This window comes from Rhodococcus sp. NS-SX18, from assembly GCF_057367935.1.
The window spans coordinates 4,743,577-4,769,335 of sequence record NZ_CM170633.1 but is presented as its reverse complement, the minus strand read 5'-3'; the positions used below and the strand labels follow the sequence as shown (position 1 = coordinate 4,769,335).

The following is a 25,759-nucleotide window of genomic DNA, read 5'->3' as shown; positions in this document are numbered from 1 at the left end:
TACCCGGAGATGGCCCCCGGTATACCCCCATCGACGAGTTTCCCCGCAATACCCGGTCGCGGCGCACACAGTCCGGCAATCCCCGCAATACGGTCCGACCGGACGGCCGAGGTTTCGTTGCGACCCGACGGGGATAGCCAGTTCACGATGACTGAGAACATTTTCGTACCTGGACTGACCGATCTGCAGCGCGGAGAGCTCGGCACCGTCGAGATTCCCGAAGGCTTCACCTTCCACGGATTGCTCGACTACGAGTCGCTGGTCTCCGCCGAGAGCTTCGACTTCGACACATTGCTCGAGAGAGCGGACAAGGAGCTCGATTCGTTCGAGGGCAGTGTCGACGCGATCATCGCCCACTGGGACTTTCCGACCAGCGTGCTCGTGCCTGTTCTCGCGGCCGCACGCGGCCTGCCGTCGCCGAGCCTCGAGAGTGTGATCCGCAGTGAACACAAGCTGTGGAGCCGCATCCTGCAGCGTGAGGTCGTGCCCGAGTGTGTGCCGGCTTTCGACGCGTTCGATCCCTTCGATCCGGAGGCACTCGACAAGATCGACGTCCCGTTCCCGTTCTGGGTCAAGCCGATCAAGGCGCACTCGTCCCAGCTGGGCTTCGAAGTGTCGAACGCCGAGGAGTTCGCCTCCGCGACCGCACGCATCCGAGAGGAGATCGGCCGCATCGCGAGTCCCTTCGACCAAGCGCTGGCTCACGTGGACATCCCGGTGGAGGCGCGCGCCGCGGGCGCTCGCACCTGCCTGGCCGAACAGATCGTCACCGGCACGCAGGCAGCGCCCGAAGGGTCGATCTTCCAGGGAGAGTTCGGAGTGCACGGCGTGTTCGACATGCGCAAGGACGAGTCCGGCCACAGCTTCGATCACCTCGACTACCCCGCGCGCACCGTCCCGCCCGAGGTGCAACAGCAGATGATCGACGTCACCGAGCGCTATCTCCGGCACACCGGCTACGACAACGGTTGCTTCAACTCCGAATTCATGTGGGACGCCGAGACGGGCAAGCTGTGGCTCATCGAGGTGAACACCCGCATCTCGCAGTCGCACAGCGACCTGTTCGCGAAGGTGGACGGAGCGTCCAATCACGCGGTGGCGATCGACGTCGCTCTCGGCCGTCGGCCGCGGATGCCGCAGCGGAAGGGCGAATTCGCGGTGGCGGCCCAGTGCATGGTGCCCCGCTACGACGACGGCATCGTCACCCGCGTCCCGAGTGAGAGTGAGATCGCCGCGCTGCAGGCACGTTTCCCCGGTACGGTCGTGCGGATCGACGTACAGCCCGGCACCCGGCTGTCCGACCTACCCAACCAGGACGCCTACCGGTACAAGCTCGCCACCCTCTACCTCGGCGCTTCCGGTCATGACGAACTGGAGCAGCGTTATCGCGACTGCCTCGAGGCACTGCCCTTCGAATTCGAGGAGGCCGCCTAGTGCACACGGTCGAGTCGTTCCCGTACGAGGTGCGAGACGTCGAGAACGTGTTCGTTCCCATGCGCGACGGCGCGCGCCTGGCCGCCCGGATGTGGCGCCCGGTCACCGACGAACCGGTCCCGGCGGTGCTCGAGTACATCCCGTATCGGAAGCGGGACCTGACCCGGGCGCGGGATGCTCTCAACCACCCCTATCTCGCCGGGCACGGCTACGTGTCCGTGCGTGTGGACATGCGCGGCAGCGGAGACTCCGACGGGGTGCTCGCCGACGAGTATCTGGCCGCCGAACACGACGACGCCTGCAACGTCATCGCATGGCTCGCCGAACAGCCCTGGTGCGACGGCAATGTCGGCATGATGGGTATCTCGTGGGGCGGGTTCAACAGTCTGCAGGTGGCCGCCCGCCGCCCGCCGGCGCTCAAGGCGATCGTCAGTGCCTCCGCCACCGAGGATCTGTACGTCGACAACATGCACTATATGGGCGGATGCCTGCTCTCGGACAATCTGTCCGAGGCGACGGTGATGTTCGCGTTCAACAGCCTGCCCCCGGATCCGGCGATCGTCGGTGACCGGTGGCGGGAGATGTGGCACGAGCGCCTGTCCGGCAGCGGATTGTGGATCGAGAAGTGGCTCGAGCATCAGCACCGCGACGACTACTGGAAGCGGGCGTCGGTGAACGAGAACTACGGGGACGTGGAGTGTCCGGTGCTCGCGGTCGGCGGCTGGGCGGACGGCTACACCAACGCGATCTTCCGGCTGCTCGAACATCTGCACGTTCCGCGTCTCGGTCTGATCGGCCCGTGGGGGCACAGGTATCCGCACCTGGGCGTGCCCGGGCCGGCGATCGGGTTCCTGCAGGAACTCGTCCGCTGGTGGGATCATTGGCTCAAGGGCCGCGACACCGGAATCATGGACGAGCCGGTGTTGCGGGCCTGGATGCAGGACAGCATCCCGCCGCAGCCGACGTACGCGGACCGGCCCGGTCGCTGGGTGTCGGAACCGTGCTGGCCGTCCCCGAACATCGAGGACCGGCGTTACACTCTGACCCGGCATTCGTTGTCCGACAAGCCTGCTGAGGAAGCCGACCACCACCGGATCCGGCTGCAGTCGCCGCTCAGTGTGGGCATGTTCGCCGGCAAGTGGGCCTCGTATGCCGCGACACCGGACCTGCCGGGCGATCAGCGGGAGGACGACGGCGGTTCGCTGGTGTTCGAGACCGAACCGCTCGACGACACCTTCGAGGTGTTCGGGCTGCCGACGCTCGAGTTGGACGTGTCGGCGGACCGACCCAATGCGATGGTGGCGGCGCGTCTGTCGGATGTGGCGCCGGACGGCGAGGCCACCCGCGTCACCTACGGCCTGCTGAATCTCACCCACCGCGACGGCAGCGGCGACCCGCAACCCCTCGAGCCGGGCCGGACGTACCGTGTGCGGGTGCCGCTCAACGGGATGGCCCACTCGTTCCCCGCCGGCCATCGCATCCGGTTGTCCGTGTCCTCGTCGTACTGGCCGCTGGCGTGGCCGTCGCCGGAACCTGTGATGCTGACGGTGAATACGGGCACCAGCACCCTGACGCTTCCCCACCGCCCACAGCGTCCCGGGGACGACGAGAGACTACGTGCGTTCGGCCCCCCCGAGGCTGCTCCGGAGGCCCCCGCGACGCACCTGGAACCGGGCCGGCACCACTGGAAGGTCGAACGCGACCTGGCGACCGGGGTCTCCACCCTCGAGATCGAGAACGATCAGGGCACGATCCTGCTCGACGACGTCGGCACGACGGTCCGCCGCGCCACCACCGAGTGGTTCAGCTTCCGGGGCAACGACGTCGATTCCGTGCGGGGCGAGACGAGGACCGTGCGCCGCCTCGAACGCGGCGACTGGCGTACCGAGATCACGACGAACACCGTGTTGCGGTGCACAGCAGACGAATTCGTCATCGACGCCCGCCTGGACGCGTTCGAGTTGGGGAACCCGGACGTCGACCCGCGGCCGGTGGAGAATCGGGTCCATTCGCAGAACTGGCACCGCCGCATTCCGCGGAACCTCGTCTGACCGCCGTCAGTTGGCTGCTTCCTGCTCGCGTTGCCGGCGCAGCCGCTGTGCCGCCGCGTGCGCGCCCTCCCGCTCGAGGGCCCGGAGCATCGTCTCCACCTTCTCCGCGGGGGCACGCGGTGGCAGCAGCGGGGTGCCCGGGTCGACGACCGCCTGGATCAGCACCGGACGATCGGCGCTCAGGGCGGTACGCCACGCCTCGTCGACGTCCTCGGGCCGATCGATCCGGATGCCCTCGAGACCGAGCAGACGGGCGTAGTCGGCGTAGGGGAAGGGCGGGACGGTCTGCGAGGCGGGGATGCGGGCATCGCCCTCCATTTCCCGCTGCTCCCAGGACACCTCGGTGAGATCTCCGTTGTCGAGGACGAGGACGGCGAAGCGCGGATCGGCCCAGTCGCGCCAGCGGTGGGCGAGAGTGATCAGCTCCGAGATGCCGTTCATCTGCATGGCGCCGTCCCCGGCCAGCGCGACCACCGGGCGATCCGGGTGGGCGAGCTTGGCGGCCAGGCCGTACGGCATCGCGGATCCCATCGAGGCGAGGGTGCTCGACAGGTGTGCCGGCACTCCCGGTGGCAGTCGCAGGAACCGGGCGTACCAGTACACGACCGAACCGACGTCCACCGCCACCTGGGCGTCCGGGGGGAGATGGTCGGACAGGGCCGCGACGACCGCCTGCGGATCGAGCCCGTCCGCGGGCTCCGTGCGTCGTGCGGCGGCGATCCGCCGCCAGTTCCGGACCATCTGCTCGACGTCGCGGCGCCACGGGCGGTCGGTTCGGTGCAGCCGTGGCAGCAGGGCGCGCAGCGTTTCGCGGGCGTCCCCGGCGAGGGGCACCTCGACGGGATACTTGGCGCCGAGGTTGCGGGCGTCGATGTCGATCTGCACGGCGCGCGCCTGGCCCGGAGCGGGATAGAACTCCGTCCACGGGTCGTTGCTGCCCACGATCAGCAGGGTGTCGCAACCGGTCGTCAGGTCCGCCGCGGCGGTGGTGCCGAGATGCCCCATGACACCGCAGGCCCAGTCCCGGGACTCGTCGATGACGGGCTTGCCGAGCAGCGACGTCGTCACACCCGCGCCGAGCAGTTCCGCGAGTTCGTCGACCTCCCGGGCCGCACCGTGGGCGCCCTGGCCGACGAGCAGCGCGATCCGCTGCCCGGAGTTCAGCAGGTCGGCGGCCCGGTCGAGGTCCGCGTCGGTGGGCAGGACCCGTGGGACCGCGACCGTCGCGGCGCTGGGAACCACGCCGTGGGTGTGCTCCTCCTCGGCGACGCCCGCCTGCTGCACGTCGTGCGGGACGATCACGCACGTCGGGCTCGACGTCGCCCGCGCGGTGCGGAATGCGTTGTCGAGTACCGCGTCGAGTTGTTCGGGGGTGTCGAGGGTCTGCACGTACTGGGCGCACACGTCCTTGAACAGGGTGGGCAGCGCGACTTCCTGCTGGTAGCCGCTGCCCTGGGCCGTCGTCACCACGTGCCCGACGATCGCCACCACCGGTTTGCCGTCGAGTTTGGCGTCGTACAGGCCGGTCAGCAGATGCACCGCCCCCGGCCCCTGGGTGGCCAGGCACACCCCCACCTCGCCCGTGTACTTGGCGTGGCCGGTTGCCATGAACGCCGCCATCTCCTCGTGCCGGGTCGTGACGAGTTCGATGTGCTCGGACGAGCGGTCGAGCGCGGCCAGGATCGGGTCGATGCCGTCGCCGGCGTAGCCGAAGACGCGGTGCACGCCCCAGGCCCGGAGCCGGTCGACAATCCCGTCGGCGACGTTGGCCATGGTGTTCCTCCCGGTGGCGCCCGCCGTCCGCCGCGGGCATCGTTCGTCGTGTACTCGTTCGTCGCGTACTCGGGGCGGGGTGCCCGGTGGGAGCCGCGTGAAACCTCGCCGTGGGGCGAAAACCTGGCGGGCACACTGATCGCATGAGGTTGCTGCTGCTGGCCGACACCCACGTCCCCGTCCGCGCGCGGGACCTGCCGGCGCGGGTGTGGGAGGAGGTCGATCGCGCCGACGTGGTGCTGCACGCCGGGGACTGGGTCGACGTCGCGCTCTTCGACGCCCTGTCCGAGCGGGCGGCCCGGTTGGTCGCGTGCTGGGGTAACAACGACGGTGCCGAGCTGCGAGGCCGGATGCCCGAGACCGCACGCGTGACGCTCGAGGATGTGCGCTTCACCGTCGTCCACGAGACCGGCGCCTCGGCAGGCCGCGACCGACGGATGTCGGCGGCGTACCCGGACACCGACGTCCTGGTGTTCGGGCACAGCCACATCCCGTGGGACACCACCACGGCGACAGGGCTGCGGCTGCTGAACCCGGGGTCGCCGACGGACCGCCGGCGACAACCGTTCTGCACCTACATAACCGCCACCGTCGCCGACGGCGCACTGGGCGAGGTCGCACTGCACCGCCTGTGACCGGAAATCGAGCCGAACGACCGGTTCGGGCGTACGGTGGGTGTGCCCCGCTACCGCCCGAGGGAGCTCACATGCCCGCATCCTTCTTCGCGCATCCCCACCAGGCGTTCACTGCAGGCTTCTATCGCGACGAGGACCTCGACTTCGACGTCCGATTCCTGCTCGGGCAGGCCGTGCACGGCGCGGCGGACGTGGGGGAGGTGCTCGCCACCATCGCCCCGATCGGGGAGAAGGACCCCGAGAAGTGGTTCGACGCCTGGGTGGCGCTCGGCAATCGCGTCCGACGGCTCGCCGACGCCTCCGCCGAGGCCGGGCACGCGGTCAGTGCCGCAGGCGCATACCTGCGTGCGGCAACGTATTTCGCTACCGCAGTCAACTCCGTCGACGGGCTGGGCGAAGACGGCCCGCTGCTGCCGACGTTCCGGCAGCATCGGGCGGCGTGGGACCGGTTCGTCGAGACCACCCCGCACCCGGCCGAACAGGTCGACATTCCCTACGAGGACGGCTTCCTGCCGGGCTACCTGCTGCGTCCGCTCGGTGTGGAGACCGGCGAGCCCCGCCCCACACTGATCCTGAACAACGGCAGCGACGGACCGATCAGCAGCCTGTGGACCGCCGCGGGGGCCGGTGCCCTGGCGCGCGGCTACAACGTGCTGTTCTTCGACGGCCCCGGCCAGCAGTCCATGCTGTTCGAACGCGGCGTGCCGTTCCGCCACGACTGGGAGGCTGTGATCACCCCGATCGTGGACTTCCTTCTCCGGTACCCGGAGGTCGACGAGTCGCGCATCGCGCTCTACGGGATCAGCCAGGGCGGATACTGGGTTCCGCGCGCATTGGCCTTCGAGCACCGGATCGCAGCCGCCGTCGCCGACCCCGGCGTGGTCGACGTGTCCGCGTCGTGGCTCGCGCACATGCCGAAGAACATGATCGAACTGCTCGAGAAGGGCGACCGGGAGAAGTTCGACCGGGACATGGCCTTCGGCATGCGGCTGTCGGGCCGGCTCGAACGCACCTGGCGGTTCCGGGCCCGCCCCTACCGCCGGATGGACTCGTACTTCGACACCCTCACCGAGGTGCTGAAGTACCGGCTCGGCGACCTCGCCGGCGCGATCACGACGCCGATGTTGGTCACCGACCCGGAGGACGAGCAGTTCTGGCCCGGCCAGTCCCGCCGGCTCGCCGAGGGGCTGCCGGGGGTGAAGGAACTCGTCGCCTTCACCGCCGCGGAGGGAGCCAACTTCCACTGCCAGCCCCTCGGCCGCGCTCTCACCGATCAGCGGATGTTCGACTGGCTGGGCACGGTGCTGGTCGACCCGGACCGCGTCCGGGCTCCGGGCGGCGCGTCGTCGCGCGAGGCCGCGGAAGGCTGATCGAGGTGGCAGCCGGCAGGAGCCGGCCCCGCGGCGGTGTCCAGTCCACACCCGCGCGGTTCCCGGGCAGCCGCGACAGCAGTTCGGTAGTTGTCGCAGCTGACTGCCCGGCGCGCGGCTGCGCTTCCTCCGACCGAATGTCACATTCGGGTCGCGGAACCGACCGGATGTGACATTCGGTCAGCCGGGACGCGCTACCCACAGCCGCAAGCATGCGCTAATCTGTGACTCGACCGTGACCAATCCGTTATTGAACGGACTACTCGAACGTCGAGGACAGCAGTTTGGCCCCGTACGCCCGCCCCGATGGTGACAACTTCAGCGAAACACTCGAACCCGCAGTACCCCGGCGTGGGGCACACCGGCGTGCGCACCGGAGTGGGCCCGCTCGCCGGTTGCTGACCATTCCCCTGGCGATCGGTGCCGTGCTGGCGGCCGGCAGCGCCGCGGCCCAGGCGGCACCCGGGCAGCCCCGGGCCCAGGCCGCCCCCGAGCGGCAGCAGCCGACGGTCGGACTCTCGACGGCGCCGCAGGTGCTGCAATTCCCGGACGCCGGCACCGACCGGTACGTCGACCAGCTGCAGCGTGCCGCCGAGCGGGAGACCGCGCGCCTGGCCGCGGAGGCCGCGGAGCGCCAGCGCGAGGCCGAGCGGATCGCCCAGGAGGAAGCCGAGCGCATCGCGCGCGAACTCGCGAGCCGCCCGAGCGCCGTCTTCCCGACGATCGGGGCGCTGACCTCCGGCTTCGGCCCCCGCTGGGGAACGGCGCACAACGGCATCGACATCGCCAACGCCATCGGCACGCCGATCAAGTCGGTCACCGACGGGACCGTCATCGAATCCGGCCCCGCCTCCGGCTTCGGACTGTGGGTGCGCATCCAGCAGGACGACGGCACGATCGGCGTCTACGGGCACATCGACCAGTCGCTCGTGTCGGTCGGCCAGCAGGTCCGGGCGGGCGACGTGATCGCCACGATGGGCAACCGCGGCCAGTCCACCGGTCCGCACCTGCACTTCGAGGTGTGGCAGCCGGGCGGCGCCAAGATGGATCCGTTGGCCTGGTTCGGCTCGCGCGGGGTATCCGTACCGCAGTCCTCGCGTTCCTAGTCTCGGACGCCGGTACGCCGCCCCGTCGGGGGGCGCGGCGCACCGGCGTCCGGCTCACCAGATCCGCACACGCTGCGGGGGGTCGAGATACAACTCGTCGCCGGGGTGCACGTCGAACGCCTCGTAGAAGGCGTCGATGTTGCGCACCACCCCGTTGCACCGGAACTCCGGCGGGGAGTGCGGATCCACGGCGAGCCGGCGCAGCGCCTCCTCGTCACGGACCTTGGTACGCCACACCTGCGCCCAGCCGAAGAAGACCCGCTGCAGGCCTGTGAGGCCGTCGATCACGGGCGCCTCGGCACCGTCGAGCGCGATCTCGTACGCCTTCAGCGCGATGGAGAGCCCGCCGAGATCGCCGATGTTCTCGCCGATGGTGAAGCTGCCGTTGACGCGGTGCCCGGCGAGTCCCTTCGGCTCGAACTCGTCGTACTGCGCGATCAGCGCCGCGGTGCGCTTACCGAACTCGGTGCGATCGTCGTCGGTCCACCAGTTCTCGAGATTGCCGTCGCCGTCGTACTTGGCGCCCTGATCGTCGAAGCCGTGCCCGATCTCGTGCCCGATGACGGCCCCGATCCCGCCGTAGTTGGCGGCGTCGTCGGCGTGCAGATCGAAGAACGGCGGTTGCAGGATCGCGGCGGGGAACACGATCTCGTTCATGCCCGGGTTGTAGTACGCGTTGACGGTCTGCGGCGTCATGAACCACTCGTCGCGGTCCACCGGACCCCCGAGCTTGGCCAGGTCGCGGTCGTACTCGGCGGCGTAGCCGCTGCGGTAGTTGCCGACCAGATCGTCCGCGGCGACGGTCACCGCCGAGTAGTCGCGCCACTTGTCGGGGTAGCCGATCTTCGGCGTGAACTTCTCCAGCTTGCGCAGCGCCGCCTCACGGGTCTGCGGGCTCATCCATTCGAGGTCGGCGATGCTGCGCCGGTACGCCTCCTGCAGATTGGCGACGAGCTGCTGCATGCGGGCCTTGGCCTCGGCCGGGAAGTGCCGTTCGACATACAGCTTGCCGACGGCCTCGCCGAGCAGGTCCTGGACGAGCGCCACGCCGCGCTTCCATCGGTCGCGGATCTCCTGCGCCCCGGTCAGGGTGCGGCCGTAGAACGCGAAGTTCTCGTCGACCAGCGCCTCGGTGAGGTACGGCGCGCGGGAGTGCAGGACCCGCCAGGTGGCCCAGGCCTTCCAGTCGTCGAGGGATGCCTCGGCCCACAGGTGCGCGAACGTGTCGAGGAAGCTCGGTTGGCGGACCACGATCTCGGCCCACTGTTCCTCGGTGGCACCGAGTGCGCCGATCCATCCGCGCCAGTCGAAACCGGGTCGCTCGGACGTCAGCGCCTCGAACGTCACCAGGTTGTAGGACAGGTCGGCGTCGCGCCGTTTGACCACGTCCCAGTGTCCGGCCGCCAGGCGGGTCTCGAGTTCGAGCACCCGCTGCGGGTCGTACCCGATGCCGGCCAGCTCGAACATGCGCCCGATGTGCGCGACGTACTGCGCGCGGATCTCGGCGTGGCCGTCCTCGCGGTAGTACGACTCGTCGGGGAGGCCCAGACCGGACTGCGTCGTGTGCATCAGGTAGCGCGCGGAGTTCTTCGCGTCGGTGTCGACGTAGTGCCCGACGGCACCGCCGATCCCGACGCGCTGCAAGCGGCCGAGCACCGCCGCGAGAGCGTTCCGGTCCGCGGCGTCCGCCACGGCGGCCAGTTCGCCGGCGATCGGGTCCAGGCCCGCCGCCTCCACGGCCCCGGTGTCCATGAAGCTGGCGTACAGGTCGCCGATGCGCTGCGCATCGGTACCCGGCTCGGCCGAGGATGCGGCCGCCTCCTCGATGAGGGTGCGGACGTCGACCTCGGCCTTGTCGAACAGGGTGCGGAACGCGCCGTCGAGGGCACGATCGGCGGGGATCACGTGTTCGGCGAGCCAGCGGCCGTTGACGTGTTCGAACAGATCGTCCTGTGCTCGGGTGCTCTCGTCGAGGTGGGTCAGGTCGATGCCCGAGTGCCGAGCCCGGGGATGCTCCACGATGGTCATGCCGTCCATCCTTACACCGAATCCCGGCACCCGGCACGGGCCTGCGTACGGGCGACGGGCCGTCTCCGCCCGCGACACGCCTCGCTCGAGTTACCGTGACCGAAGCCGCACAGACACGTGGAAGCGGGGTGGACGAGTGGGTCTGATGGACCCGATCGACGCGGTTCTCATGACGGCAGAGCTGCTGGCGAACCCCATGCACGTCGGAGTGGTCCTGATCCTGAACCCACCCGAGGATGCCGGCTCGCGGTTCGTCGACGACGCCTACCGGGACGCGCTCGGCCGTGCCGACGAGGTGGATCCGGTGCTGCGACGCCGGGCGCACCGGGGCGTGGACACCGGCGGGTGGTGGGCCTGGCGCGACGTGGACGACATCGACCTGAGCTACCACGTGCGGCGGGCGTCGCTGCCGCCCGGCGCCGGGCGGGACGCGCTGTGGCAGCTGGTGGGGGAGCTGCATGCCGAACCGCTCGACCGCTCCCGTCCGATGTGGGAGGCCCACCTCGTCGACGGCCTTCCCGACGGCCGGTTCGCGCTCTACACCAAGGTCCACCATGCGGTGCTCGACGGGATCGCCGGCCTGCGGATGATCGAGGAGTCGATGTCGCCCGATCCCGATCGCCGGTCGATGTCCCCATTCTTCGCCACCGGCAGGCGCCCACGGCCCGACGCCGCGCACGGTGGACTTCCGACGCCGCTCGGGCTGGCCCGCTCGGCCCTCGGGGCACTCACCTCCGGTGTGGGTCTGGTTCGGCGGACCGTCGGGGGGCAGGTCGGGGCCACGGTGCAGGGCGTGACCAGCGACACCACCATCCTGCCGTTCGGGGCGCCACGCACCCGGCTCAACGGTCCGCTCGGAACCGGGCGCGCCTTCGCCGCCGCCGGCTGGCCGAAGTCGCGACTGCGGGCGATCGAGCGCGCTGCGGGCGTGACCGGCAACGATGTCGTCACGGCCATGGTGGCCGGCGCGTTGCGCTCGTGGTTCGGCGAGCACGACGAACTCCCCGGCGACTCCCTCGTGGCGATCTGCCCGGTCTCGGTGCGCAGACGGCAGGACGGCGCGACGGCGGGCAATGCGTTCGGAACGGCGGTGTGCACCCTGGGTACCGATCGCACGGACCCGGCCGACCGGCTGCGGCTGATCCACCGCTCGATGCAGGTCGCCAAGGACCGCGTCGCAGCGCTGGGGCCGGTGCCGTCGCTGGTGGTGACGGCACCGAGCATCCTGCCGACCATCCTGGCCCCAATGCTTCCGTTCGACCCGGGGCTCCGGCCCGGGTACAACCTGCCGATCTCCAACGTGCCCGGTCCGCGCACCGAGCTGTACTGGAACGGCGCCCACCTCGAGGAGATGTACCCCGTGTCCATCGTGTACGACGGGATGGCCCTCAACGTCACGGTGTGCTCGTATGCCGACCGGATCGGTTTCGGATATGTGGCCGGTGGGGAAGTAATTCCGGATATCGCGACGTTGATACCTCTGACGGAGCGGTCTCTGTCGGAGCTGGAGACTGCGGTAGGAGTGGCGTGATGAGTGCCGAAACGGGAGCAAGGCGGGTGGACGGGGAGCATCCTCGGACCGAAATGATCGTCGATCCGCGCTTCCTGCCGGTCGCCGACCGGTTCTTCAAGATGTTCCGCGACACCCGGAACGGCGGCGGGGCGCTCGCGGCGTACCTGCACGGCGAGCCGGTGCTGGACATCTGGGCGGGCTGGGCGTCCCGGGACAAGCGGTGGACCCACGACACCGTCGCGCTGTCGTTCTCCACGGGCAAGGGCGTCGCGAGCACCGTGTTGCACCGGCTCGCCGAGCGCGGGCTCGTCGACTACGACGAACCCGTCGCGACGTACTGGCCCGAGTTCGGGGCCGCCGGAAAGGAGTCCATCACCGTCCGGGAGCTGATGTCCCACCGCGCCGGTCTGCATCGCGCCCGGGGCCTCGTCCCGGGACGATTCGGGCTGCTCGACTCCGATGCGGTGGCGTCCGCGCTCGCGGCCGCCTCCCCGGATCCGCGGCGGCTCGCCGGCCCCGGCTATCACGCCGTCACCTACGGCAACCTCGTCGCCGAGATCGCCATCCGGGTGACCGGCCTGTCCTTCACCGAACTGGTCGAGCAGGAGATCGCCGGCCCGCTCGGTCTGCGCGAATTCTGGTTCCACGTGCCGCAGGACGAGCGGCACCGCATCGCCCGGGTCTTCCCCCGGCTGAACCCGACCCCCGCGCCGTGGGCGGTCACCGGCACCGTGCTGTCGCGGCTGCCCGGGTTGCGTGGCGTCGCCGAGGCGGGCATGGCCGAAGGCTTCGACGAGCTGGCCCGCAGCCCCGCCGCGCACGACGCGGTGATGCCGGGCTGGAACGGGGTGTTCACCGCCCGCGCGCTGGCCCGGATGTACGGCGCGCTGGCGAACGGCGGTGAACTCGACGGAGCGCGGCTGCTGAAGGAGGAAACCCTCGAGCAGGTCCTGGAGGTGCAGACCCGGCGCCGCGACTACGTGCTCGGTATCCGCCCCAACTGGCGGCTCGGCTACCACCCGGGCTGGGTCGCGCTGCGCGAGCAGCCGCTGCAGTCGATCGGTCACTTCGGCTTCGGCGGCTCCGGTGCGTTCGCGGATCCGGAGACGGGCTTGTCCATCGCCTTCGTCACCAACCGCCTCGGCAGTGTCACCCCCATCTCGGACATGCGGTTCCCGCGGCTCGGGGCCGCAGGCGTCGTCGTTGCGAGGCGGGCGGCCTGACGGCCTACGCCCGTCCCCTCACCGGTCCTCGCCGGCCTTGACGGCCAGCACCGGCACGGGACAGTCGAGCAGCACCCGCTGAACGGTGCTGCCGAGCAGGAACTTGCCGGTGGCCGAACGGCGCCGTGAGCCGAGAACGAGGATCTCGGCGCCGGTTTCGGCGACGAGGTCGATCAGGGCGCCCGCGACGTTGTGCCCACGACCCGCCGTGTGCAGATGCCAGACCACCTTCGGGGCGCCGCCGTCGGCGAGGACGGACTCGATCCGGGCCCGCAGCGCATCGGTGACGGCGGGCGGAAGGGTCGGCTCGTCGCTGTCCGAGACGTGCAGGACCAGCAGGTCCGTCCTGCGCAGATCCGCCTCGGCGGCGGCCGCGAGGAGCGCGGCCCGGCCTTCGGCGCTGTCGCTGTGCGCAACCGCGATGCTCATCGTGTGTCCTCCCGAATCCGCCCGGCCCGATCACGATAACCGGCGATGTCGCCGGAGATGCCGACATGGGACCGAGCACAATGCGCAAAATGACCATTACGCACTTTCCGGTGACATGGCTCACCGAATGACCGCAAAATTGGCGCAGATCACGAATTCGGCGAAGGGATGACCGTGCAGCTCTCGAGGTCCCTCCGGTGGATCCTGGGCCTGGTGTGTGTGGGTGCCCTGGTGGTGTCGGCCGGGATCGTGGCGAACCGGAGCGGTTCGGGCGCCGATGCCCGCGCCAAACTGACGCTGATCGCCCCCGCCGCCGCAGGTGGCGGCTGGGACCTCGTCGCACGAGAGTCCCAGCAGGCCCTGCGCACCGGCGCCATCGTCAACAACGTGCAGGTCGTCAACATCCCCGGTGCCGCAGGCACGATCGGGCTGTCGCAGCTGACCGAACTCGACGGCAACAGCACCACGATGATGGTGACCGGCACGGTGATGCTCGGCGGAATCACCCGCAACGATTCGCCGGTCGACCTGTCGGATACGACACCCGTCGCCCGTCTCGCCGAGGATTTCGAAGTGATTGCCGTACCTGATGATTCGCCGTTCCGCACGTTGGACGACATGCTTGCGGCGTGGCGGGCCGACCCGGCCGCGATGCCGATCGGAGGCGGATCCGCCGGCGGCATCGACCACATGGTCGCCGCGCTGCTCGCCCGTGAGGCCGGCATCGACCCCGCTCTTATCCGGTACGCGGCGTATGCGGGCGGCGGTGAACTGACCATCAATCTGCTCTCCACCGCGCCCGGCACCCCCGAGGTCGGGATCAGTGGATACAACGACTTCCGGGACCTGCTCATCGAAGGACGGCTGCGTCCCTTGATGGTCGTCGCCCCCGAGCGGCTCGAGGGGCTCGACGCCCCGACGTCGGCGGAGGCCGGGTTCCCGGCGGTGGACCTGGTGAACTGGCGCGGCTACGTCGCCCCCGCGGGCCTCGACGAGGACGAACAGCAGGAACTGATCGAGATCGTCACGGAGATGACCCGGACGGAACACTGGCAGGACGCCGTGGCACGAAACCGGTGGGAGGAATCCTTCGTCACCGGCGACGAGTTCGGCCGGTTCCTCGAGGAGGAACAGCAGCGGGTGGCCACCATCCTGGAAGATCTGGACCTGGCATGACGACACGACGCCACGACACCGACACCGACACCGACACCGAGTCTGCTGCCCCGCCGCGGAGCCGATGGGCGGGCGCGAGCGCCCTGATCGTTCCGGCCCTGCTGGTCGCGCTCGGCGTGTTCCTGATCTACGGCATCGTCGACATGGAGATCGCCGACGACTCGGAGATATTCGGCCCCAAGGCGTTTCCGGCGATCGCCGCAGGCTGTTGCTTCGTGATCGCGGCGTTGACGGCCGTGAACATCCTGCGCAACCCTGAAGTCCCCGAGCCGCTGTCGGGCGAGCACGGGCGTCCCGTCCGCGGGCCGGCCAGCAACTGGCGGGCCGCCGGGATCACGATCGGTTCGTTCGTGGCGTTCGCGGTACTGCTGATCCCGGCAGGATGGATCATCGCCGGTGCCGTGGTGTTCTGGGGCGTGACGGTCGGTCTGGGCAGCACGAAGTATGTGATGAATTTTCTTGTGGGGCTGGCGCTCTCGTCGATCGTGCAGTTGGTCTTCGGTGGATTGCTGGGGTTGACGCTCCCGCCCGGTGTGATGGGACTGTTCTGATGGACTCGGTGATCGGACTGCTCGGGGGCTTCGGCGACGTCCTGACCCCGGTGAATCTGCTGTATGTGCTCGTCGGCGCACTGATCGGCACGGCCGTCGGCGTGCTGCCCGGACTGGGATCGGCGATGGCCGTCGCGCTGCTGCTCCCCGTCACCTTCACCCTCGATCCGCTGGCCGCGCTGGTGATGTTCGCCGGAATCTACTTCGGCGGCCTGTTCGGAGATGCCATCTCCGGGATCCTCATGAACACGCCTGGCAATTCGACCGCCATCGCCGGATCCATCGAAGGCCACCGCATGGCCCGGCTCGGTCGCGCCCCACAGGCGCTGGCGACGTCGGCGATCGGGGCATTCATCGGCGGCATGATCGCCACCGTGCTGGTGGTGTTCTTCGCGCCCACGCTGGCGGAGCTGGCCACGAAGTTCGGGCCGGGTGAGTATTTCGCGCTGGCGCTGTTCGCGTTCATCGCCACCTCGGTGGTGGTGTCGGACTCGGTGCTCAAAGGTATGGCGGCCCTGCTGATCGGTCTCGTGCTGGCCATGATCGGCACCGACCAGGTCAGCGGATCGCAACGCTTCACCTTCGGCAACGTGGCGCTCTTCGACGGAGTGAGCATCGTCGTGATCACGGTGGCGATGCTCGCCGTCGGCGAGGTCATCTACATCGCCTCGCGACTCGGGCGCCCCGACGATCGCAGTCTCGTCCCGTCGAAGGGCCGGCCCTTCCTCACCAAGGCCGAGTTCCGCGACGCGCTCCCGGCCTGGCTGCGCGGCACCGCCTTCGGGGTTCCGTTCGGTGTCGTCCCGGCGGGCGGTGCCGAAGTGCCCACCTTCCTCGCCTACGGTGCCGAACAACGACTGGACCGCCGCCGGGCGACCCCGATGTTCGGGAAGGGCGCCATCCGCGGTGTCGCAGGCCCCGAGGCCGCCGGCAACTCCACCGCAGGCACGGCGATGGGAGCGCTGCTGGCGCTGGGCCTGCCGACGTCGGCGACCGCGGCGATGCTGCTGGCCGCGTTCCAGCAGTACGGGATGCAGCCCGGCCCGCTGCTCTTCACCCGGAACGCCGATCTGGTCTGGGCGCTACTCGCGAGCCTGTTCATCGGGATGATCGTGCTGCTCGTCCTCAACCTGCCGTTCGCCCCGTTGTGGGCGAAACTGCTGGACATCCCGCGCGAGTATCTCTACGCGGGGATCGCGATGTTCGCCTGCTTCGGTGTCTATGCCGCGAGCGCCGCGATCGTCGACGTCGTGTTCATGATCGGGCTCGGGCTGCTCGGCTTCGTCATGCGCCGCTACGGTGTCCCCCTCGCCCCGGTGCTGATCGCGGTGATCCTCGGTCCGCTGGCCGAGTCGTCGTTGCGCGCCGCGATGAACAACTCCCAGAACGATCCGCTCACGCTGGTGAGCACCCCGATCACCATCACGCTCTACAGTCTGCTCGTGGTCGTCATCGCGATCAGCGCATACAACAAGCTGCGCCTGCGCAAGGCGGCAGACCTCTGATCCGTCCGGCCTCGTGCGCCGTCGTCAGGATGCCAGCAGCTGCACGCTCGCCTGGGCCCGGACCAGGACCGCGCCGTCGGGTGCGGTGAGATGCGTGTCGATCGAGGCGAGCCGTCGGCCGGCCCGGGTGACGCGGGCATCGACGAGGAGGTCGGGGCCAGGAGCGGCGGGGGAGCGCAGGTAGTCGAGCGTCAGGTTCAGCAATCGGTACTCCTGTCCGGCAGCGGTGAGGGTCTGCGCCGCGAGTTCGGCGACGGTGCCGGCGACGGAGACCAGGACGCCGCCCTGCACGGTGCCCATCGGATTGGCCATCCACTCCGCGGGTGGGACGACCGCGGCGACACGGCCCTTCTCGACGGCGCCGACGCGCAGATCGAGCAGGCCGGCGAGCGGGCCCCGGGCCACGGTTCCGGCGGCGATGCCGACGACCGTGTCGAGCCCGGTGCGATCGGCGAGTTCCGAAGGGTCCGTCCAGGGTTCGGGGGTGGGCCGGGCCAGACCGGATGCGTCCGCGAACGAGTCGAACACGGCGGGACGATCCACGACCATCGACCGTCCCGTCAGCTGCACCACCAGATCGCCTGCGGCGTCGCAGATCTGCGCGGTGCTCAACGCGGTGGAGTCGTCCACGTGGACGGCGCGGCCGGTGCCGTGCAGATCCCCTCGGGCCGGCATCGGATTCGCGGTCGAGGCGCTGAGCTGGGTCAGGACGGACCGGGTGTCGCGGCCCTGCCCGCGCCACACGAGGTGCGGGGCAGCGCCGAGAACGACATCGGTGAGCACGCCGACCGACCCGACGGTGGTGCGGCCGCGGTGGTCGAGGAACCAGGTGCCGAGCGGCTGGCGGAACGACACCGTGCCAGGCTTCCCGGCCACGGTGTCGATGCCCATGAAGGCGTTGAGACGATCGGTTTCGGGGGCGGTGACGGTCACGGGCAGCATCCTGGGATCGAGCGGAGCGAGGGTTCGCTCGGTTACGGTACCGAGGCTCGCGGCTCGCCGCCGCGCCCACCCCGGTCAGCCGATGCGGGCGTGCATCTCCCACACGAGGATTTCCGCGGCCGTGTCGGTGTGGACCCGCTGTCCGCCGGAACCGGTCAGCCGCACGGCGTCGCCCTCCCGCAGGATTCCGGCGCCCTCGAGCTCGGCTGTGCCCTGGGCGACGAAGACGTGCAGGTAGGGGGCGTCGGGCAGGACGACCGGCCGGCCCGGCTGCAGCCTGGCGACCGACAGCCCGGCGTACTTGTTGTGGATGCGGATGGCGGCGTGATCGCGGTGCTCGGGGATGCCGGTGGCGACGGGCACCAGCCCGCCGCGCATGAGCTCGTCGTCGATCTCGAGCTGCTCGTAACCGGGGGTGATGCCCGATTCGTCCGGCACCACCCACATCTGGACGAAGCGGACCGGCTCGGCGTGCTCCGCGGCGTGCACGCCGGTGGCGCCGGGCAACCGCCAGGAGTCGTTCTTCTCCGAGTGCAGGATGCCCGTTCCGGCGCTCATCCGCTGTGCCAGGCCCGGATAGATGACGCCCGAGTGCCCGATCGAGTCCTGGTGCACGAGGCTGCCGCGCAGTACCCAGGTCACGATCTCCATGTCGCGGTGCGGATGGGTGTCGAAACCTTGGCCGGGCAGGACCGTGTCGTCGTTGTTGACCAGCAGCAGCCCGTGGTGGGTGTTGTCCGGGTCGTAGTGGTGGCCGAACGAGAACGAGTGCTTCGAGTCGAGCCAGGAGATGTTCGTCGTCAGCCGGTCCTCGGCGCGCCGGATGTCGAGGGTCGTGGCGTCGGTCATGGATTCTCCTCGGGGAGGTGCGGCGGGTTCAGGGTACGAGGGCATCGGCGCGGCGTCACGGCAGCTGTTCGTGCCCGGCCGGGATCGTCCCGAGACGTCCCGCCTGGAAGTCTTCGAACGCCTGGATGATCTCGGCTTTGGTGTTCATCACGAACGGCCCGTACATCGCGACGGGCTCGCGGATCGGCCGTCCGCCGAGCAGGAACACCTCGAGGGACTCGGTCCGCGAGTCCTGGGTGCGGTCGGCGGTGAACGTGACGCTGTCGCCGTTCGGTCCGAACACGGCGGTCTGTCCCGCCCGGATCGGTGCATGCTCGGCGCCGACGGTGCCGTCCCCGGCGAGCACGTAGCCGAGCGCGTTGTACTCCCGGTGCCAGGGCAGGGTCACCGACGCGCCGGGCGCGACGGTCAGGTGTGCGAGGGCGATCGGGGTGTGGGTCACGCCCGGGCCGCGGACACCGCCGATCTCACCGGCGACGACGCGGACGAGGGCGCCGCCGTCGGGCGAGGAGGCCAGGGCCACGTGGCTGCCGGCGATGTCCTGGTATCGCGGCTGCGCCATCTTGTGGTTCCGGGGCAGGTTCACCCACAACTGCACGCCGTGGAAGAGGCCGCCGCTGGCGACGACGTGTTCCGGCGGGGCCTCGATGTGCAGGATCCCCGAGCCCGCGGTCATCCACTGGGTGTCGCCACCGCCGATAGTGCCGCCCCCGCCGTTGGAGTCCTTGTGCTCGAGGATCCCGTCGATCATGTAGGTGACGGTCTCGAATCCGCGGTGCGGGTGCCACGGGGTGCCCTTGGGTTCGCCGGGGGCGTACTGCACCTCGCCCATCTGGTCCATGTGGATGAACGGGTCGAGGAAGCGCTGGTCGATACCTGCGAATGCCCGGCGCACCGGGAAGCCTTCGCCTTCGTATCCGACGGGAGCGGTGCGCACGCCGAGGACCGGACGGGCCGGCACGTCGGCTGCGGGCGCCGGGATGCGGGGCAGGGTGAGGATGTTGTCTACGGTCACCGCGGGCATGGCGGGCTCCTTCGGCATGTAGTTGACTATGCAACTACTCTAACCGACGGTCCGGGGGATTTGTTCCCGCACTGCGAACGGGGCGCAGGCGGACTTGAGAAAGACGAAACCCCCTGCCCGAGGGGAGGGAGGGCAGGGGGTCCGCGCCGGGCGCGTGACGCCCGGCGCCACGTCCCGCCTTCGGGGGGAGGGAGGAGGGACGCGGTGTCGGAGGCGGCCGATCGTCTCCGTCGGCCGATGAAGCCAGGGTACATACCCGTCGGGGTATGGTCCATCACCCCGGTGCGCGAAGCACCGGGCGCACAGCATAGTTACTCGCTCCGATTCGCGCCGGGGTTTCGGCGATCCCGTCCGGCGCGATGAGTTTTCCGGAGCCGGACGGTCTACCTGCTCGACACCTCACACGAGGTGCCGGCCGTCCGCTCACACGCAAGGAGTTGAAGATGCCCCGCATGCTCTTCGCCAACCTGTCCGTCAAGGACGTCGCTGCCGCCCGCACGTTCTTCGATGCCCTCGGCTTCACCTTCAACGAGATGTTCTGCGACGCCAACACCGCCTGCCTCGAGATCAACGACCAGACCTACGTCATGCTCCTCGAGGAGCCACGCTTCCGCGACTTCATCACCGGCGACATCTGCGACACCGCCACGGCCCGCGAGGTGCTCCTGAGCGTGTCCGCCGAGAGCCGCGACGACGTCGACCGCCTCGTCGACGCCGCGCTCGCTGCCGGTGGCAGCGACTGGATCACCGCCGGGTCGGAGGAGATGAAGACCGACTTCATGTACGGCCGGGCCTTCCGCGACCTCGACGGGCACGTCTGGGAGGTCATGTGGATGGACGTCGAGGCCGCGGCCGCCGCGATGGGACCGCAGGCGGAGACGTCCGCGCAGGCGTAGCGGTCGGCGTCAGGGGTGCTCGGGTAGTCCGAACAGGGCGAACAGATCGGTGTCGAAGAACACGGTCACATGCACCACCCGGTCGCCCACGACGTCGAGCACCTGCAGCTGGAACGGATGGTGCTGCCCGTCCTCGCCTCGCATGTAGAGGCCGAGGGCGGGCTGCCCGTTCGCCACCGTGGGCAGCAGAACCTGATCGCCGGGACCGCTCGCCGGGCAATGCGTCCGGATGAGGGTTCCGATCGCCGCGGCGCCGCGGTACCAGCCCTCGAACGGCGGCATCTCCCACACCGCCTCCTGGGTGAGCATCTCGACGATCGAATCGATGTCGTACTTCTCGAACCCCTCGACCCAGCGCTGCACCAGCGCCTGGGCCTCCGGACTCTCCGGCTCGACCAGATCGTCCTTCGTCACCTGCGCCTGTTCGAGCTGCGCGCGGGCCCGCTGGAGCAGACTGTTCACCGCGGCCGTCGAGGTGTCCAGCGCGGCGGCCACCTCGGTCGCCCGCCACTGCAGGACGTCGCGCAGCAGCAGCACTGCCCGTTGCCGCGCGGACAGATGCTGCAGGGCCGCCACGAAGGCCAGGCGAATGGACTCCCGCGAGGTCACGATCGCCGCCGGGTCCGTCGGATCCTCCGGCCGGCCGTCGTCGCCGAAGGATCCGCCGGGAATCGGCTCGAGCCACGGCACCTCCCCGCGCTCGACGAGGTCGTCGGCCGGATCCGAGCTCGGCGCCCCCAGCCCCGTCGGCAGCGGCCGGCGCGATCTGCCCTCGAGCGCGGTCAGGCACACGTTGGTCGCGATGCGGTGCAGCCACGTCCGCAGCGACGAGCGGCCCCCGAAGTTGGCGTAGCCCCGCCACGCGCGCAGGTACGTCTCCTGCACGAGGTCCTCCGCGTCGTGGATCGAGCCGCTCATCCGGTAACAGTGCGCGAGCAGCTCACGCCGGTACGGACCGGCCAGTGTCAGAAAGTCGTCCTGCGAGTCGAGAACCTGCTCCGTCATGTCGTACCCCCGCCTGCCCGTCGCTGTCGAAGTGCAGTTACGAGCGTGAGCGTAGTCCCGGGGGCCGACAGGAAACAGGGTCTCGAACTATCTGTGCACTCCGGGTACCGTCCAGTAACTGCCCCGGCCGACAGCCCCGCCGGCAGGCAGAAGGACGAAGGTGACCCGTGCCCGACATCGCGCCCCGACCGACAGGCCCGTACGCCGGGGGACCGCCCGCGTCGGCGCTGCATGTCGACATGCCCCCGCTCGAGCGTTTCGGCCTGCGCGAAGCCGGCCGCACGGTCGTCATCGGCGTGGTGCTCCTCGTCAGCGTCCTGCTGAAACTGCTCGCCTGGCCGCTGCGGCCCGACGGCCGCGGTCCCGCCGACGCCGCCGCCGAGGGCACCGTCGACGCGTTCGAGGTCCTCGGTCCCACGTTCGTCAAGCTCGGCCAGCTCATGGCGTCGTCGTCCGGGGTGTTCCCCAAGCCGCTGGCCGACGCGTGCCTGCGCTGCCTGGACGACGTCGCACCCGTGCCCGCGTACCGGGCCCGCGCCGTGATCGAGGAGGACCTCGGCCATCCCGTCGGCGAACTGTTCGCCCGGTTCGACGACGTCCCGCTGGCCGCCGCGTCCGTCGGCCAGGTGCACGCGTGCGTCCTGCACGACGGCCGGGAGGCGGTCGTGAAGGTGCAGCGGCCCGGCATCGCCCATCGCATGCTCGTCGACCTGCGGGCGGCCTACGTCGGCGCGCGTCTGCTGCAGGCCTTCGAGTTCTTCCGCATCGCCAACGCCACCGCCATCATCCGCGACCTGCACTCGTCCACGATGACCGAACTCAACAGCGCGGTCGAAGCAGACCGGCAGAGCCGGTTCCGGGAGTGCATCGGCGCGTTCGGGGACAACACGACCGTCACCACGCCGCAGGTGTACTGGGACTACTGCGGCCCGCGCGTGATCTGCATGGAACGGCTCCGCGGTGTGCCCATGGACCGGGTGCCCGCCGATGCGGGGATCGACACCAGTCTGCTCATCCGCCGCGGGGTGAAGGTGTGGATCGAATCGGTCGTCCTGCACGGGCCGTTCCACGGCGACGTGCACGCGGGCAACCTGTGGCTGCTCGACGACGGCCGTCTCGCCTTCCTGGACTTCGGCATCGTCGGTGAGCTGCCCGAGCACTGGCGCGCCATCCTGCGCGACCTGTTCCGCGCGACCGCCATCGACGGGGACTTCGCCCGCGTGGCGCGGGGCATCCGCGCCCTCGGCTACACCAGCGGACTCGACGCCGACGACGCCGAGATCGGCATGCAGGTGGCGCAGGCACTCGCTCCGATCCTCGGGCGCGACCTGGGACAGCTGCGGCTGAGCGACCTCATCGTCGCGCTGATCCGGCTCGGCAAGCAGTGGGGGATCGCCAGCCCGGAGGAACTGGTGCTGTTCGGCAAGCAGCTCGGCTACTTCGAGCGCTACGCCACCGCCCTCGCCCCCGGCTGGGTCATCGGCCGGGACCTGTACCTGCTGCGCAACGTCTTCCCGGCGGAGGTGGCGCGCCGCGCCGCCGAACAGGGGCTCGAGCTACCCGCCTGACACGCGGGCGCGTCAGCCCACGCGCGTGACGGGGATCGACGCCCCGGTCACGGCGGCGCCGTCGTCGGAGAGCAGGAACCGGATCACCCGCGCGATCTCGGCGGGCTGCGACCACGAGCGCCGGTCCGCGTCGGGCATCGCCGCCCGGTTCGCGGGCGTGTCGATGACGACGGGCAGCAGCGCATTGACCCGCACGCCGTCGCCGGCGTACTCGACGGCCAGGGTCTCGACCAGTGCGGTCACGGCGGCCTTCGACGCGACGTAGGCGGCGCCCCCGGCGAACGGCCGTTTCGTCGCCGCGGTGGACATGCAGACCACCGATCCGCCGCCGCTCGCGAGCAGGTGCGGCAGCGCCGCGCGGGTCACGGCGTAGGCGGTGCGCAGGTTCAGGTCCAGTTGGGCGTCGAGGACCTCGACGGGCGTCTCGTGGACCCGCGGGCCCGAGGTGAACCCGCCCACCAGATTCACCACGCCGGACAGCGGTGCGGATTCGTCGGCGGCCGCGAGCGCGACGGCCTGCCGCAGCTGCGCGTCGTCGGACACGTCCGCCTCCACGAGACGCAGACTCGGATGGTCCCCGAGTCGCCCGAGTTCGGTACGAGCCACCCAGGGGACCACGACCCGCCAGCCCGACTCGAGCAGATGCGTCGTGACGGCGGCCCCGAGACCGCCGGTGCCGCCGGTGACGAGCGCGGACCGGGTCGTGGTCATCGAAGATCCTCTCGGCCGAGCGGACGGATGCCCGTCCACGATAGGCGCCGGGCGCGCCCGCGCATCGCGATACCGAGCCACGCGCTCCGGTTCCGGACATCGACAACCGTCCCGACGGTGGTCGATGTCCGGATCTGCACTCCGGTAGGCGAATCCGTCCCGCCGACGGAGAGAGGGTCCTAGCTCGTGCGCGACGCCGCGTACGCGCCCTGCCACACCGTGTCGAACGGGGTGTGCGCCCCGACCCGGCCCTCGATACCGGCGGTGACGAAGTCCTTCGCGAGCGCGACGGCGGCCGGCACGTCGGCGCCCTTGGCGAGTTCGGCGGTCACGGCCGCGGCGAGCGTGCAGCCGGCACCCGACACCCGTTCCCGGCCGACCTTCGGCGCGGAGAGGACGGTGACCTCCTCGCCGTCGAAGAGGACGTCGACGGCGTCGTCACCGGCGAGTTCGACGCCGCCCTTGGCCAGGACGTACCGCGGGCCGAGGGCGTGGATGCGGCGAGCGGCCTCGACGAGGTCGTCGACGGTGTCGATGCGGTCCATCCCCGCCAGGGTGCGGGCTTCGAACAGGTTGGGAGTGACCACCGTGGCCAGGGGAAGCACGGACTCACGCAGCGCGTTGTCGGTGTCGAGCGCCGCCCCGGGTTCCTGCCCCTTGCAGATCAGCACCGGGTCCAGAACGACGTGCCGCCACGACCGGCCCCGCAGACCCTCGGCGACCACGTCGATCGTGGCCGGGGTGCCGAGCATGCCGATCTTGACGACGTCGAGGTCGTGGGCCGCGGTGGCCGCCTCGATCTGGTCCGCGACGACCTCGGGTGCGATCGGGACGAAGCGGTGCGACCAGTCGTTGCGGGGGTCGAACGAGACGATGCAGGTCGTGGTGCCGACGCCGTAGACGCCCAGCTCCTGGAACGTCTTCAGATCCGCCTGCAGCCCTGCGCCGCCGGTGGCTTCGGACCCGGCGATGACATAGGCGAGGTCGACCACGGTGTACTCCAATCCGATGGGGGACAGACTGCGTGCCGACCCGAGAAGGAGCCCGCACGTCCGGGGAGACCACGGCTGCCCGCGACGTCGCCGCCGGGTTCGCGCGACCGGTCCCGGCACCCAGGCTAGCGCGCGGGGTTTGGCGTCCCGTCAGGACGGCCTCTGCCGATGACCGGCGTCACACGCGTGTCGGTGCCGTGCGGCACCATGGGAATCGACCGGTCGAGGCCCGACGACGGAAGGTGAGTGCCCATGTGCGGTCGGTATGCGAGCACGGTCACCGATCAGGAACTGCGCTCCCTGTTCGACGTGGTGGAGACGGTGGGGGATCCGCTGCCCCCGTCGTACAACGTCGCGCCGACGCAGACCGTGCGGGTGGTGCTCGAGCGCGCCCCGAAGGGCGAGCCCGGCGCGGAGCCGGTGCGACAGCTCCGGTCCGCCCGGTGGGGGCTCGTGCCGTCGTGGGCGAAGGACCCGAAGATCGGCAACCGGATGATCAACGCCCGCTGCGAGACGATCACCGAGAAGCCGTCGTTCAAGGCCGCCGCCTCGCGGCGACGGTGCATCCTGCCGGCCGACGGCTACTTCGAGTGGCAGAAGCGCGAGGACGGCACCAAGGTCCCGTACTTCCTGCACGGCGACGGCGTGCTCGCGATGGCGGGACTCTACGAGCTGTGGCCCGATCCGGACCTGCCCGACGACCATCCCGACAAGTGGCTGTGGACGGTCACCGTGCTGACGACGGAGGCCACCGACGCCGCCGGGCAGATCCACGAGCGGTGTCCGCTGGTGCTGCCGCCGTCCTTCCTGGACGTGTGGCTCGACCCGGCCCTCACCGACCGCGACGACGTCGACGCGCTGGTCGCCTCGGTACCGGAACCGCACCTGCATCCGTACGAGGTCGGCACCGAGGTCAACAACCCCCGCAACAACCGTCCGGAACTGCTCGAGCCGGTGTGACGGGGGCCGCCCGGGTGG

22 protein-coding genes are annotated in these 25,759 nt (G+C 70.1%); 13 read left to right on the top strand and 9 right to left on the bottom strand.

Annotated features, from left to right (window positions below; all coding sequences use genetic code 11):
- Positions 1–147: 147 nt before the first annotated feature.
- Together AC2IPW_RS21800 and AC2IPW_RS21795 are read left to right on the top strand one after the other, a co-directional pair.
- Positions 148–1,434 carry an ATP-grasp domain-containing protein gene (locus tag AC2IPW_RS21800; RefSeq protein ID WP_486375661.1) on the top strand — a complete coding sequence of 429 codons (1,287 nt, stop codon included), beginning with the start codon at positions 148–150 and terminating at the stop codon, positions 1,432–1,434.
- On the top strand, positions 1,434–3,485 hold the full coding sequence (locus tag AC2IPW_RS21795) for a CocE/NonD family hydrolase (RefSeq protein WP_486375660.1): 2,052 nt from the start codon (positions 1,434–1,436) through the stop codon (positions 3,483–3,485). Before AC2IPW_RS21800 ends, AC2IPW_RS21795 begins: the two co-directional genes overlap by 1 nt.
- A 6-nt stretch (positions 3,486–3,491) precedes the next feature.
- Here AC2IPW_RS21795 and AC2IPW_RS21790 read toward each other — a convergent pair whose 3' ends face one another.
- Positions 3,492–5,258, bottom strand: a complete 1,767-nt coding sequence (locus tag AC2IPW_RS21790) for a thiamine pyrophosphate-requiring protein (protein WP_416061957.1) — start codon at positions 5,256–5,258, stop codon at positions 3,492–3,494.
- Between the two features lie 143 nt (positions 5,259–5,401).
- On the opposite strand from AC2IPW_RS21790, the gene AC2IPW_RS21785 reads away from it, so the two are divergent.
- The 3 genes from AC2IPW_RS21785 (at position 5,402) to AC2IPW_RS21775 (ending at position 8,369) form a co-directional block, all read left to right on the top strand.
- The gene (locus tag AC2IPW_RS21785; RefSeq protein ID WP_486375659.1) at positions 5,402–5,893 is read left to right on the top strand and encodes a metallophosphoesterase family protein; all 492 of its coding nucleotides are present in this window, start codon (positions 5,402–5,404) and stop codon (positions 5,891–5,893) included.
- A gap of 71 nt (positions 5,894–5,964) precedes the next feature.
- Positions 5,965–7,263 carry an alpha/beta hydrolase family protein gene (locus AC2IPW_RS21780; RefSeq protein WP_486375658.1) on the top strand — a complete coding sequence of 433 codons (1,299 nt, stop codon included), beginning with the start codon at positions 5,965–5,967 and terminating at the stop codon, positions 7,261–7,263.
- 395 nt (positions 7,264–7,658) lie between these two features.
- On the top strand, positions 7,659–8,369 hold the full coding sequence (locus tag AC2IPW_RS21775; RefSeq protein WP_003938213.1) for a M23 family metallopeptidase: 711 nt from the start codon (positions 7,659–7,661) through the stop codon (positions 8,367–8,369).
- Between the two features lie 54 nt (positions 8,370–8,423).
- Here AC2IPW_RS21775 and AC2IPW_RS21770 read toward each other — a convergent pair whose 3' ends face one another.
- Positions 8,424–10,397: a M13 family metallopeptidase gene (locus AC2IPW_RS21770; protein WP_486375657.1), complete on the bottom strand. Its 1,974-nt coding sequence runs from the start codon at positions 10,395–10,397 to the stop codon at positions 8,424–8,426.
- Positions 10,398–10,533: 136 nt separating this feature from the next.
- On the opposite strand from AC2IPW_RS21770, the gene AC2IPW_RS21765 reads away from it, so the two are divergent.
- Positions 10,534–11,928, top strand: a complete 1,395-nt coding sequence (locus AC2IPW_RS21765) for a WS/DGAT/MGAT family O-acyltransferase (protein WP_486375656.1) — start codon at positions 10,534–10,536, stop codon at positions 11,926–11,928.
- A complete protein-coding gene (locus tag AC2IPW_RS21760; RefSeq protein WP_289380586.1) occupies positions 11,928–13,133 on the top strand; it encodes a serine hydrolase domain-containing protein in 1,206 nt (401 codons plus the stop codon). The genes AC2IPW_RS21765 and AC2IPW_RS21760 overlap by 1 nt, the downstream gene beginning before the upstream one ends.
- A gap of 18 nt (positions 13,134–13,151) precedes the next feature.
- Here the strand turns inward: AC2IPW_RS21760 and AC2IPW_RS21755 are convergent, their stop codons facing one another.
- Complete coding sequence (locus AC2IPW_RS21755) at positions 13,152–13,562, bottom strand: universal stress protein (protein WP_486375655.1); 411 nt, start codon at positions 13,560–13,562, stop codon at positions 13,152–13,154.
- 168 nt (positions 13,563–13,730) lie between these two features.
- Between AC2IPW_RS21755 and AC2IPW_RS21750 the strand changes: the two genes are divergently transcribed.
- From AC2IPW_RS21750 to AC2IPW_RS21740, 3 genes are read left to right on the top strand one after another with little or no spacing between them, the layout of a single operon-like run.
- On the top strand, positions 13,731–14,738 hold the full coding sequence (locus AC2IPW_RS21750) for a Bug family tripartite tricarboxylate transporter substrate binding protein (protein WP_486375654.1): 1,008 nt from the start codon (positions 13,731–13,733) through the stop codon (positions 14,736–14,738).
- Positions 14,735–15,289 carry a tripartite tricarboxylate transporter TctB family protein gene (locus AC2IPW_RS21745; RefSeq protein ID WP_486375653.1) on the top strand — a complete coding sequence of 185 codons (555 nt, stop codon included), beginning with the start codon at positions 14,735–14,737 and terminating at the stop codon, positions 15,287–15,289. Before AC2IPW_RS21750 ends, AC2IPW_RS21745 begins: the two co-directional genes overlap by 4 nt.
- On the top strand, positions 15,289–16,794 hold the full coding sequence (locus tag AC2IPW_RS21740; RefSeq protein WP_003938206.1) for a tripartite tricarboxylate transporter permease: 1,506 nt from the start codon (positions 15,289–15,291) through the stop codon (positions 16,792–16,794). The genes AC2IPW_RS21745 and AC2IPW_RS21740 overlap by 1 nt, the downstream gene beginning before the upstream one ends.
- Positions 16,795–16,818: 24 nt before the next feature.
- On the opposite strand, the gene AC2IPW_RS21735 is transcribed toward AC2IPW_RS21740, so the two are convergent.
- From AC2IPW_RS21735 to AC2IPW_RS21725, 3 genes are all read right to left on the bottom strand, one after another.
- The gene (locus AC2IPW_RS21735; protein WP_486375652.1) at positions 16,819–17,736 is read right to left on the bottom strand and encodes a PaaI family thioesterase; all 918 of its coding nucleotides are present in this window, start codon (positions 17,734–17,736) and stop codon (positions 16,819–16,821) included.
- A 75-nt stretch (positions 17,737–17,811) separates the two neighbouring features.
- Positions 17,812–18,585 carry a pirin family protein gene (locus AC2IPW_RS21730; protein ID WP_003938204.1) on the bottom strand — a complete coding sequence of 258 codons (774 nt, stop codon included), beginning with the start codon at positions 18,583–18,585 and terminating at the stop codon, positions 17,812–17,814.
- Between the two features lie 55 nt (positions 18,586–18,640).
- The gene (locus AC2IPW_RS21725) at positions 18,641–19,609 is read right to left on the bottom strand and encodes a pirin family protein (RefSeq protein WP_003938203.1); all 969 of its coding nucleotides are present in this window, start codon (positions 19,607–19,609) and stop codon (positions 18,641–18,643) included.
- Positions 19,610–20,052: 443 nt separating this feature from the next.
- Between AC2IPW_RS21725 and AC2IPW_RS21720 the strand changes: the two genes are divergently transcribed.
- On the top strand, positions 20,053–20,505 hold the full coding sequence (locus AC2IPW_RS21720) for a VOC family protein (RefSeq protein WP_054374347.1): 453 nt from the start codon (positions 20,053–20,055) through the stop codon (positions 20,503–20,505).
- A gap of 9 nt (positions 20,506–20,514) precedes the next feature.
- Here the strand turns inward: AC2IPW_RS21720 and AC2IPW_RS21715 are convergent, their stop codons facing one another.
- Positions 20,515–21,510: a sigma-70 family RNA polymerase sigma factor gene (locus tag AC2IPW_RS21715; protein ID WP_054374345.1), complete on the bottom strand. Its 996-nt coding sequence runs from the start codon at positions 21,508–21,510 to the stop codon at positions 20,515–20,517.
- A gap of 167 nt (positions 21,511–21,677) precedes the next feature.
- Here AC2IPW_RS21715 and AC2IPW_RS21710 point away from each other — a divergent pair, with 167 nt between their 5' ends.
- Positions 21,678–23,078 (top strand): ABC1 kinase family protein, encoded by a 1,401-nt coding sequence (locus AC2IPW_RS21710; protein WP_486375651.1) that lies wholly within the window; start codon positions 21,678–21,680, stop codon positions 23,076–23,078.
- 12 nt (positions 23,079–23,090) lie between these two features.
- Here the strand turns inward: AC2IPW_RS21710 and AC2IPW_RS21705 are convergent, their stop codons facing one another.
- Together AC2IPW_RS21705 and thiD are read right to left on the bottom strand one after the other, a co-directional pair.
- Positions 23,091–23,789 (bottom strand): SDR family NAD(P)-dependent oxidoreductase, encoded by a 699-nt coding sequence (locus AC2IPW_RS21705; protein WP_416061951.1) that lies wholly within the window; start codon positions 23,787–23,789, stop codon positions 23,091–23,093.
- Between the two features lie 179 nt (positions 23,790–23,968).
- Positions 23,969–24,781, bottom strand: a complete 813-nt coding sequence (gene thiD / locus AC2IPW_RS21700; protein WP_040783512.1) for a bifunctional hydroxymethylpyrimidine kinase/phosphomethylpyrimidine kinase — start codon at positions 24,779–24,781, stop codon at positions 23,969–23,971.
- A 252-nt stretch (positions 24,782–25,033) separates the two neighbouring features.
- On the opposite strand from thiD, the gene AC2IPW_RS21695 reads away from it, so the two are divergent.
- On the top strand, positions 25,034–25,741 hold the full coding sequence (locus AC2IPW_RS21695; RefSeq protein ID WP_003938197.1) for an SOS response-associated peptidase: 708 nt from the start codon (positions 25,034–25,036) through the stop codon (positions 25,739–25,741).
- Positions 25,742–25,759 lie beyond the last annotated feature (18 nt).

Coding starts and splice junctions, on each gene's coding strand:
- AC2IPW_RS21800 (WP_486375661.1), top strand. CDS start 148: ATGACTGAGAACATTTTCGTACCTGGACTGACCGATCTGCAGCGCGGA.
- AC2IPW_RS21790 (WP_416061957.1), bottom strand. CDS start 5,258: ATGGCCAACGTCGCCGACGGGATTGTCGACCGGCTCCGGGCCTGGGGC.
- AC2IPW_RS21785 (WP_486375659.1), top strand. CDS start 5,402: ATGAGGTTGCTGCTGCTGGCCGACACCCACGTCCCCGTCCGCGCGCGG.
- AC2IPW_RS21780 (WP_486375658.1), top strand. CDS start 5,965: ATGCCCGCATCCTTCTTCGCGCATCCCCACCAGGCGTTCACTGCAGGC.
- AC2IPW_RS21770 (WP_486375657.1), bottom strand. CDS start 10,397: ATGACCATCGTGGAGCATCCCCGGGCTCGGCACTCGGGCATCGACCTG.
- AC2IPW_RS21760 (WP_289380586.1), top strand. CDS start 11,928: ATGAGTGCCGAAACGGGAGCAAGGCGGGTGGACGGGGAGCATCCTCGG.
- AC2IPW_RS21755 (WP_486375655.1), bottom strand. CDS start 13,562: ATGAGCATCGCGGTTGCGCACAGCGACAGCGCCGAAGGCCGGGCCGCG.
- AC2IPW_RS21750 (WP_486375654.1), top strand. CDS start 13,731: ATGACCGTGCAGCTCTCGAGGTCCCTCCGGTGGATCCTGGGCCTGGTG.
- AC2IPW_RS21745 (WP_486375653.1), top strand. CDS start 14,735: ATGACGACACGACGCCACGACACCGACACCGACACCGACACCGAGTCT.
- AC2IPW_RS21740 (WP_003938206.1), top strand. CDS start 15,289: ATGGACTCGGTGATCGGACTGCTCGGGGGCTTCGGCGACGTCCTGACC.
- AC2IPW_RS21735 (WP_486375652.1), bottom strand. CDS start 17,736: ATGCTGCCCGTGACCGTCACCGCCCCCGAAACCGATCGTCTCAACGCC.
- AC2IPW_RS21730 (WP_003938204.1), bottom strand. CDS start 18,585: ATGACCGACGCCACGACCCTCGACATCCGGCGCGCCGAGGACCGGCTG.
- AC2IPW_RS21725 (WP_003938203.1), bottom strand. CDS start 19,609: ATGCCCGCGGTGACCGTAGACAACATCCTCACCCTGCCCCGCATCCCG.
- AC2IPW_RS21720 (WP_054374347.1), top strand. CDS start 20,053: ATGCCCCGCATGCTCTTCGCCAACCTGTCCGTCAAGGACGTCGCTGCC.
- AC2IPW_RS21715 (WP_054374345.1), bottom strand. CDS start 21,510: ATGACGGAGCAGGTTCTCGACTCGCAGGACGACTTTCTGACACTGGCC.
- AC2IPW_RS21705 (WP_416061951.1), bottom strand. CDS start 23,789: ATGACCACGACCCGGTCCGCGCTCGTCACCGGCGGCACCGGCGGTCTC.
- AC2IPW_RS21695 (WP_003938197.1), top strand. CDS start 25,034: ATGTGCGGTCGGTATGCGAGCACGGTCACCGATCAGGAACTGCGCTCC.